Annotated in this window: 12 protein-coding genes and 1 tRNA gene; 7 read left to right on the top strand and 6 right to left on the bottom strand. The window is 67.9% G+C overall.

All coding sequences use genetic code 11. From position 1 onward, the window contains the following. From ACT6QK_RS00670 to ACT6QK_RS00660, 3 genes are all read left to right on the top strand, one after another. A partial coding sequence (locus ACT6QK_RS00670; protein WP_444595893.1) for a tetratricopeptide repeat protein occupies positions 1 to 820 on the top strand: 820 nt, incomplete at its 5' end. Between the two features lie 113 nt (positions 821 to 933). After that, positions 934 to 1,857: a sulfite exporter TauE/SafE family protein gene (locus tag ACT6QK_RS00665; RefSeq protein WP_444595892.1), complete on the top strand. Its 924-nt coding sequence runs from the start codon at positions 934 to 936 to the stop codon at positions 1,855 to 1,857. Continuing rightward, entirely contained in the window at positions 1,857 to 2,666 is an 810-nt protein-coding gene (locus tag ACT6QK_RS00660; RefSeq protein WP_444595891.1) for a TIGR02186 family protein, read from the top strand. The genes ACT6QK_RS00665 and ACT6QK_RS00660 overlap by 1 nt, the downstream gene beginning before the upstream one ends. A gap of 253 nt (positions 2,667 to 2,919) precedes the next feature. Here the strand turns inward: ACT6QK_RS00660 and ACT6QK_RS00655 are convergent, their stop codons facing one another. Further along, positions 2,920 to 4,161 (bottom strand): PQQ-dependent sugar dehydrogenase, encoded by a 1,242-nt coding sequence (locus ACT6QK_RS00655; protein ID WP_444595890.1) that lies wholly within the window; start codon positions 4,159 to 4,161, stop codon positions 2,920 to 2,922. Between the two features lie 215 nt (positions 4,162 to 4,376). Between ACT6QK_RS00655 and ACT6QK_RS00650 the strand changes: the two genes are divergently transcribed. The 4 genes from ACT6QK_RS00650 (at position 4,377) to ACT6QK_RS00635 (ending at position 5,683) form a co-directional block, all read left to right on the top strand. Next, positions 4,377 to 4,453 (top strand) — tRNA-Met (locus ACT6QK_RS00650). Between the two features lie 194 nt (positions 4,454 to 4,647). Continuing rightward, a complete protein-coding gene (locus tag ACT6QK_RS00645) occupies positions 4,648 to 4,962 on the top strand; it encodes a hypothetical protein (RefSeq protein ID WP_444595889.1) in 315 nt (104 codons plus the stop codon). 80 nt (positions 4,963 to 5,042) lie between these two features. Next, positions 5,043 to 5,231, top strand: a complete 189-nt coding sequence (locus ACT6QK_RS00640; protein ID WP_444595888.1) for a type II toxin-antitoxin system HicA family toxin — start codon at positions 5,043 to 5,045, stop codon at positions 5,229 to 5,231. A gap of 17 nt (positions 5,232 to 5,248) precedes the next feature. Further along, positions 5,249 to 5,683 (top strand): type II toxin-antitoxin system HicB family antitoxin, encoded by a 435-nt coding sequence (locus tag ACT6QK_RS00635; protein WP_444595887.1) that lies wholly within the window; start codon positions 5,249 to 5,251, stop codon positions 5,681 to 5,683. Between the two features lie 159 nt (positions 5,684 to 5,842). Here the strand turns inward: ACT6QK_RS00635 and ACT6QK_RS00630 are convergent, their stop codons facing one another. From ACT6QK_RS00630 to ACT6QK_RS00610, 5 genes are all read right to left on the bottom strand, one after another. Then, on the bottom strand, positions 5,843 to 6,160 hold the full coding sequence (locus tag ACT6QK_RS00630) for a hypothetical protein (RefSeq protein WP_444595886.1): 318 nt from the start codon (positions 6,158 to 6,160) through the stop codon (positions 5,843 to 5,845). Positions 6,161 to 6,501: 341 nt separating this feature from the next. After that, entirely contained in the window at positions 6,502 to 7,044 is a 543-nt protein-coding gene (locus tag ACT6QK_RS00625; RefSeq protein WP_444595885.1) for a TIGR02594 family protein, read from the bottom strand. Positions 7,045 to 7,282: 238 nt separating this feature from the next. Beyond that, positions 7,283 to 7,567 carry a hypothetical protein gene (locus ACT6QK_RS00620; protein ID WP_444595884.1) on the bottom strand — a complete coding sequence of 95 codons (285 nt, stop codon included), beginning with the start codon at positions 7,565 to 7,567 and terminating at the stop codon, positions 7,283 to 7,285. Beyond that, positions 7,564 to 7,959: a hypothetical protein gene (locus ACT6QK_RS00615; protein WP_444595883.1), complete on the bottom strand. Its 396-nt coding sequence runs from the start codon at positions 7,957 to 7,959 to the stop codon at positions 7,564 to 7,566. The genes ACT6QK_RS00620 and ACT6QK_RS00615 overlap by 4 nt, the downstream gene beginning before the upstream one ends. A gap of 142 nt (positions 7,960 to 8,101) precedes the next feature. After that, entirely contained in the window at positions 8,102 to 8,347 is a 246-nt protein-coding gene (locus ACT6QK_RS00610) for a hypothetical protein (protein WP_444595882.1), read from the bottom strand. Positions 8,348 to 8,356 lie beyond the last annotated feature (9 nt).

The raw sequence follows: 8,356 nt of genomic DNA, 5'->3' as shown, positions 1-8,356 counted from the left end.
GGGCGGAAAGTCCCGCCTGCAGGAGCGACTGGACAAACAGTCCCAGCGCGACACCTCCACCGTCCGCAAGACCATGCTGGCCTCGGCCGTCGCCGTCGCCGTTGTCGGCGGGGTTTATACGACAGGTCGTCTGACGGACGTCGACGTCTTCTCCGTGCCTGATCTTCAGCGCGTTCTGGGCCTCGGATCTCCGGCCGGTCCCGCGCCGTCGGCGGCCGGCGAGGCCGGGGCGGTGGACGAGACCCTCGCCGCCGTCGCCCTGGCGCCCACGACCGCATCGCCCGAAGCCCAGTCCCTGTTCGACAAGGCGATCACCCAGATCGACGCCGGCGACAAGGCCGGGGTGGACACCCTGACCCAGGCCGCCAACCTCGGCCTGCCCGTCGCCCAGCTGAAGCTGGCGGACCTCTACCAGACGGGGACCGGCGGCGCCGCCCGCAACCTGACCGAAGCCCGCACCTGGACCCGCCGCGCGGCGGAATCCGGCGATCCGCGCGGCATGCACGCTTACGGCATGTATCTGTTCGACGCCGTGGGCGGCCCCAAGAACCGTCCCGAGGCCCTGAACTGGCTGCTGAAGGCCGCCGATCGCGGTCTGGTCGACAGCCAGTTCAACGTCGCCAAGATCTACGAGACCGGTGACGAGGGCATCGCCGCCAATCCCGCCGACGCGCTGAAGTGGTATCTGATCGCCGCCCGGGCCGGAGACCAGCAGGCCCGCGCCGCCGCCGACCGTCTCTCGGCCAAGGTTCCCGCCGCCGGACGCCAGGCCGCCCGCGACGCCGCCAACGCCTTCGCCGTCGAACCGGCGGGCGCCTGATCCAGCCTTTTGACGCCTGTTCGGCGCAAGGGGTGGCCGGGGCGACGGGCCTTGGCTAAGACCTGATTTCGCCGCCTGCGGCCCGTTTTTGTCTCCAGCCGAAGGCGCGTCCTTTGGATATCTATCTGCCGATCGCCGAGGTTTCGGTGAACTGGCCGTTCCTGGTTCTGCTGGGCGCGCTGGTCGGCTTTGTGTCCGGACTGTTCGGCATCGGCGGCGGCTTCCTGATGGCCCCGGTCCTGGTCTTCCTCGGCATCCCCCCGACGGTGGCCGTCGCCAGCCAGGCCAGCCACGTCGTGGCCTCCTCCACCTCCGGCGTCATCCGCTACTCGGGCCAGGGCGCCGTCGATTTCCGCATGGGCGGGATCATGGCCCTGGGCGGCGCCCTGGGCGCCCTGGGCGGGGTCGAACTGTTCCGCTATCTGCGCCTATTGGGTCAGGCCGATCTGGTCGTCGCCCTCTCCTACCTCGTCTTCCTCGGCTCCATCGGTTCGATGATGCTTTACGAGAGCCTGACCGAAATCCTGCGCCGCCATCGCGGAGAGCCCGCGCCGCACAAGGACCGGCGTCGCCCCCTCTTCCTCTACGGCCTGCCGTTCCGCATGCGCTTTCCCAAATCGGGGCTCTACATCAGCGCCATCCCGCCCTTGGCGCTCGGGATCTTCGCGGGCGTCCTATCGGCCATCATGGGGGTTGGCGGCGGCTTCATCCTGGTCCCGGCCATGCTCTATGTCCTCAGGATGCGAGCGGGCGTCGTCGTCGGCACCAGCCTGTTCCAGATCATCATCACCACGGCCATCACCACCATCCTTCAGGCGGGACGCAACCAGACGGTCGATATCGTCCTGTCCTCCCTTCTTCTGTTCGGGGGCGTGGTGGGGGCCCAGGTCGGGGCCCGGTTCGCCGGGCGGTTCCGCGCCGAGGAGCTTCGCGCCGCCCTCGGCCTGATTGTCCTCCTGGTCGGGATGCAGATGGGGCTGGAGCTATTCGTCCGCCCCAGCGAGATCTTCCTCATCGCCCCGGGCGTGGCCGACTGATGGTCCAGGCCCTTCCTCCTCCGCCGCCGGCCATCGAGGCGCCCGCCCCCGATCGCGCGGCCGCCACCCTGACGGACCTGCGCGTCGCCGCTGCCCTGACGGACGCCCAGGTGCGGGTTGATTCCAGCTTCAGCGGCGCCGCGATCGTCCTCTACGGCGCGGTCTTCAACCCTACGCCCGAGCCCGCCGATGTCGTGGTCGTGGTGCGCGGGCCCGACGCCCCGGTGCGTCTGGTCAAGAAGACCCGCAACATGGGCGTCTGGCTGAACAGCCGTCCGGTCCTGTTCGAGGGGGCGCCGGGCTTTTACATGACCGCCTCGACCCGGCCGTTGAACCAGATCGCCGACTTCGGTCAGCTGCGCCGCCTGGGCCTCGGGGTCGATCATCTGCGCATCGCCGCGCCGGAGGAGAGCCAGGTCGTCAACCGCTATGGCGTCCGCGACGTGGTGATCAGCCGGCTGGGCGACGACTATGTCGACTGGCGCCGCGCCGTCATCCGGCTGAAGGAGGCCGCGGCCCTCTATGACACCGACCCCCAAGGCGTCAGCTTCGTCGATCAGGGCCTGTTCCGCGCCGAGGTGAAACTGCCCGCCGTGGCCCCGACCGGCCAGTATTTCGCCGAGGTCTGGCTGTTCCAGGAGGGCGAACCCCGCTCGGTCTCCAACCTGACCCTGACCGTCGAAAAGGTCGGGGTCGAGCGCGACATCTATGAGTTCGCCCACCGCAGCCCCTGGCTCTACGGCCTGCTGTGCGTGGTCCTGGCGGCCGTCACCGGCTATGCGGCCTCCTGGGTGTTCCGCCGCCGGTAAGCCAGCCGGAGCCGGCGAAGATGGTAAACGGTTGAAATTCAGACGGTCATTTCAAGCCCGCAACTATTCGTTCAGACTTTCGCCCTAGTGCTGCGACATCCTGTCACAGGGTCGGGCATGCACTCCCGTTCGACCCGGCGTCCCTGAGGATGCGGCCTGGTGGCGGAGTGGATACGCGGTGGGCCCGAAAGCCCGCAAACCCTCCGTTCGACTCGGAGGCCAGGCCTCCAGGACGTTTCAGGCGGCGCGCCGGTCAGCGCGCAGCGGCCGCCAGCCTCACCAGCTTGCCGTCGGTCTCGTCGGTGATCGCCCAGATCGCGCCGTCCGGCCCCACCGCCACATCGCGGATCCGCTCGCCCAGATCGGTCAGCAGCCGCTCTTCGCCGACGACGCGATCGTTCTCGATCACCAGTCGGGCGATGTGTTTTTCCTTCAGGCCCGCGACGAGGAGATTGCCGTTCCAGCCGGGGAACATGGCCCCGGAGTAGACCGTCATCCCGCCCGGCGCGATGACCGGGTCCCAGTAGTAGGTCGGTTGCTCGGTGCCCTCTTTCGCCGTCGCCCCCGCATTGATCGGACCTCCGGCGTATTCGACGCCGTAGGCCGCGTCCGGCCAGCCATAGTTCAGGCCTGCCCGATCCAGGTTCAGCTCGTCGCCGCCGCGCGTCCCGTGCTCGATCGTCCAGACCTTGCCGTCCGGGGCGACCGCCACGCCCTGGACGTTGCGATGTCCCAGGCTCCAGATTTCCGGCAGGGCGCCCGCGCGGCCGACGAAGGGGTTGTCCTGCGGAACCGAGCCGTCGGCGTTGATGCGGATCACCTTGCCCATGTGGGAGCCCAGGTCCTGGGCCTGGGGCCGCATCGGCTTGTCGGACCGCTCGCCCAAGGTCAGGAACAGCTTGCCGTCGGGCGCGAAGGCCAGGGCGCCGCCGAAATGCTTGTCCCCGTCATAGACCGGCAGGGCGCGGAAGATCACCTTCACCTGCTCCAGCCGCGTCCCGTCGTCCGACAGGCGGCCGCTGGCGATGGATGTGGCGTTGCCGCCCTCGCGCGGTTCCGAATAGGCCCAGAACACCATCCGGTCCGTCGCGAAGCCGGGGCTGATCGCCACGTCGAGCAATCCGCCCTGACCGCGCGCCGCCACGGCCGGCAGGCCGACGATCGGTTCGCCCTTGGCGCCGTCGGCGCCGATGATCCGCATCCGGCCCGGCCGCTCGGTCACCAGCCAGCGCCCGTCGGGCAGCAGGGCCAGGCCCCAGGGGTGGTCGAGGCCGGAGGCGACCACCGTCCGGGTCATGGCCATCTCGGTCTTCACGCCCGGCGCTCGCGTCTGTCCGGCAAAGGCCGGGGTCTGGCCGGTCCCGTTGGCGGGTCGGGTCTCCAGCGCCCCCGCCGAACCGGCGCCCTCGCTCTGCCCGCTGGCGCCGCAGGCCGAGGCCAGGATCAGGGCGGCCGATGCAGCGCCGACGAAGCCGATGCGTTGGGTCAGGGTCATGGGAGGTCTCCGGTCTGGCGCGAGGCGGAATGGGGACGAAAATCACAGGTCGAACGGTCACAGACCCTGGCCGTTCCGTCCCTGCGCCACAAGGTCTCGGCTCGCCCCCTGCGGACCGCCCGACGACGCGACCGAACGGCGGCCTTGAACCGCATCGGCGTCCACTATATAGCGACCCCTCTCGCGCGTGCGGGCGGCGTTTTGACGCCCCCTCAGGTTGGGTAGCTCAGATGGTTAGAGCGGTGGATTCATAACCCACAGGTCGGCGGTTCGATCCCGCCTCCAACCACCACGCGCGCGAGATTATCCCTTTAAAATCAGCCACATACGAAATCGGATCGCCTGATCGATTGTTGTGCGCAAAGGGAAAAATCGGGAACATCCGGGACTTTCCGGCGCAAAAGTCCCGGAATAGTCCCGGACGACGTTCCCTCTCCGTTCTCAATTTCCTTGCTCGCGAATCCGGTTCGCGCTTATGCCGCCGCGATGGGCCACAACCCGAAATACCGACAGTGGACGGTCGAGAGTTGGCGCGGCTTCGCGCCGACCGTGAGCGACATGCACCGCTACCAATGGGCGACCTACGCCATGTGTCAGAGGTGCGCGCTGGAGATCGACGTCAACCTGCCGCTGCTGATCCGGACCAAGGGCCGGGACTATTCGCTATGGGGCCGGACGACCAGTTGCCGGCGGCGCTTCTGTGGGGGCCGGATGTGGTTCTTCACTCACCCTCATCGGGCGGAGGGGTGGTTCATGATGGAGGCGGCCAAGCGGCCGGTCACACCGCCGGACACCGCCTGACGCGCGCGGCGTATCGCAAATTTTGTGTATGGCTACACATTTCTGTTGCACCCCTTGCGGCCGTGTGTATAGATACACACATGAAAAGCGCGGACGTGATAAAGGCTCTGAAGGCCAACGGATGGGAACAAGTCCGGCAGCGCGGATCGCACTGCCAGTTCCGTCATCCGGGCAGCACAAATCTGGTGACGGTCCCCCACCCTAAGCGGGACTTACCCATAGGAACCCTACGTTCCATAGAGAAAGCCAGCGGCCTCACCTTCAGGTGAGGCCCAGAGGAGATCACATGGCAAAGCAACAGTATATCGCCGTACTCGAGCGCGGCTTGAATGACAGCTTCGGTGCCTTCTTTCCCGACCTGCCCGGTTGTGTCAGTTCGGGCAGGTCGGCCGAAGAGGCGATGATCGGCGCGGAAGAGGCCTTGGCGCTTCACGTCGAGGGCATGGTGGAGGATGGCTTGCCCCTCCCTCCACCGTCATCCATGCATGCGTTCGGAGCCAGCGACTTTGAGGGCGCGGACGTGGTGTCGCTGTTCATCGTGGACGTCGACGTCAAGGCCGCGCCCAGGGAAGCGCCCACGCGGATCAATGTTTCGCTTCTCCCATCCCTGATTGCCCGTGTGGATGCGGCGGCCGACCGTGAGGGGCTCACGCGATCCGCCCTGCTTTCAGTCGCCGCGCGACAGTGGCTGAATGCGAACCAGACCCGGGCCAAATCCTGAAACGACAAAGGCCCGCCCCGGCGAACCGGAGCGGGCCTTCGGATGGCGTCTGACGCGCTGATCGCGCCAGTTCCTGATGACAGGGCTTCGGGACCGATCACCCGACCTGCACACAGGCTATCGCGGATTACGCCGCCTTAAAGGACGGGTTTGATAGCCCTAGCCCGGCCGGGGCGGACCGCAGGCCAGTCGAGCAATCGCCGCTCGGTCCCAACCCTCCCGCGCCCAGTCCCGCGCCTCGGCGTCGCTGGTCAGGTGATCGCGCACGGCCTCGACCTCTTCCGGCGTGACCGGCAGAATGACCGACCCGCGAACCGGCGGCTCCGGCTTCAGCGGGGCGCACAGGCGGGGATCGACCGCCACAGGCGCGGGCTGGACAACGGGCTCAACCGGGAGGCTGGAGCGCCCGTTGCAACTCGCCAGGATCAGCGAGGCGGCGATCAGGGCAGCGCCCCGCAGCGTCAGGAACGACTTCATATCTCGGCTCCATGGTGATGATGCGCTCGATGGCGCGGGTTGAACGACGGGCCTCGGCGACGCGGGCGTCACATCTGGCGGCGTCGGCGGTGACAGCGGCTCGGGCGGTGGCGGTTTCGTCCCTCCGGACGGCCTCGGCGGCCCTGAACGACTTCATCCAACCCCGCGCGTGGCGCTCCCACTCCTTGGCCGACAGCTTCAGGTCGTCGCGCTGACGCTCCAGTCGGCCGATCTCAGCAGCCGGGCCGATGATCGGCGTGAACGTCCAGACGAATGCGCCGACGGAGCCCGCCAGCGCCCAGGGCGCAGCTGCGCGCGCGAGCGAAATGAACGGGTTCATCTCACGCCTCGTTCGTGGACAGGGCGCCGGTCGCGGCGAGACGGCGCTTGATGACGCCCGCAGGTTCGGCGAACCGCCACTTCGGTCGGCGCACGGCGATCAGCCTAGACCGGGCGATGCGCGTGATGGTTACGGCGTCCGACTGGTTGCCGCCCAGGACGTGGATGGCCGCCGCATCCTCGCCGACATAAATCCCGACATGGCCGCCGCCGTCGCGGCTGAACACGACGATGTCGCCCAGCGCCGCATCGTCTTCCTCGACCTTACGGCCGAAGTTCGCCCAGTTGCGCGCCCACAGCGGCCCGCCGACGACATCCCATCCGGCGCGCTTGACCACGACAGCCGCGAACAGACCGCACCAGGCCGTGGCGTCGTTCGGATAGGTCTTCTCCAGCCCGACCTCTTTCGCCCAGGCCATGATCTGGGCGTTGTTCGCAGGGCCGGGCGTCTCGGTCACACCATAGAGGGCGCGCGCCTCGACTAGGACGCGCGACAAGCCTTGCACCTGGTCGAGCCAGGCGTAGGCCGCAGGAAGCGGCTTCATGGGATATCTCCAGATTGTCAGGTGAAACCCGCCAAAAACTGGCGGTCGGTGCGCCGGAAAGTGGCGGATCAGCCGCCGGAAACCGGCGGGATGCGCACGGCGTGCGCCTGTGTCAGGATCGGGCCATGAAGCGGCCTCGCGATCCTCTTGAGCCCTGGTTGATCGCCGCCGCCGTCGCGGTCGGACTCCTGTCGCTCGTCCTGTCGGTCGTCGTCGTCATCGACCGGATCGAGGCGGGCTAGTCGAACGGCCAGTCGTCATCGTCGTCTGTGACCGCCATCCAGAGGGACGGCCCATGCGTCGCGATGACGTGAACCGCGATCCCGACCACGAACAGCAGGTCGCCGAGGCCCGGCGGCTGGTCCAGAAAGCGCGCGGGACCGGCCCAGACCAGGCCCGCACCCGTCAGGCACAGCCCCACCCGCTGCATCCGGGAAATAGCGCCGCCCCAGCCCAGCACGCCCTTCAGGACGACGGTCGCCACGATGGCCAGGGCGACGATGGCGGACAGCAGGACGATCATGACGCGTCTCCCGCGCCAGAGCCGCCGGTGATGATGACGTTCCCGATCTGGATGCGCACCAGCTTCAACGGATCGCGGCTGTATTTGGCCAGGGCCTGCGCCAGACCGGACAGCAGGATCATGCCGAAGGCGCCGCAGGCGAAGCCGATCACCGCCACCGCCGAGATCGGCAGGTCACCCCAGCGCCAGAGCAGCCGGGCGATATCGACCAGGAAGGGGGCGACCCACATGGCGGCGGCCAAGCCGACGCCGGCCGACAGCAGCTTGCCCCGGATCGTCAGCCGCTCGCCGAACGCCATCGACAGGACGGCCCCGCCGAAGACCGGGGCATAGGGCGCCAGATGGCGCAGCAGTTCGCTAGCGCCGCCGTGAGGCTGCGGTGTGTCGGCCATCCGGCCCTCCTATCGATGATGGATTGGCGAATCCGGTTCGCCAGTGTCAGATTTCTATCCAGCCCGGTCCCACATGGAACGGGTCAGGCGGCCCGCAGTCTGTCCCCTATACACACAGCGGGCCGCCGCCTTCGGTGGCGCTTTAGGCAGAGGCCTCGGGCAGTTGGAATGTCTGCCGGAAAATGCGGTCCATGGACCCGAGGTGCTGCTCCAGCTGTTTCACCGTGCTCGGAAGCTCGGGGAAGAACAGGGGGCGGCCGTCGTATTGCAGATCAGACATGGCGTTCACCCGGGCGCGCCAGGTGGCCATATCGGTCAGAAGGTTGAGGACTTCGGCCTGCATGGCCTCGTGCGAGTTGGCCGGAGCCGGAGTGGAAGTGGAAGGCATGGTCAGTCT

Source organism: Brevundimonas sp., from assembly GCF_052436175.1.
Taxonomy (GTDB): Bacteria; Pseudomonadota; Alphaproteobacteria; order Caulobacterales; family Caulobacteraceae; genus Brevundimonas.
This window is presented reverse-complemented; position numbering and strand designations above follow the sequence as displayed.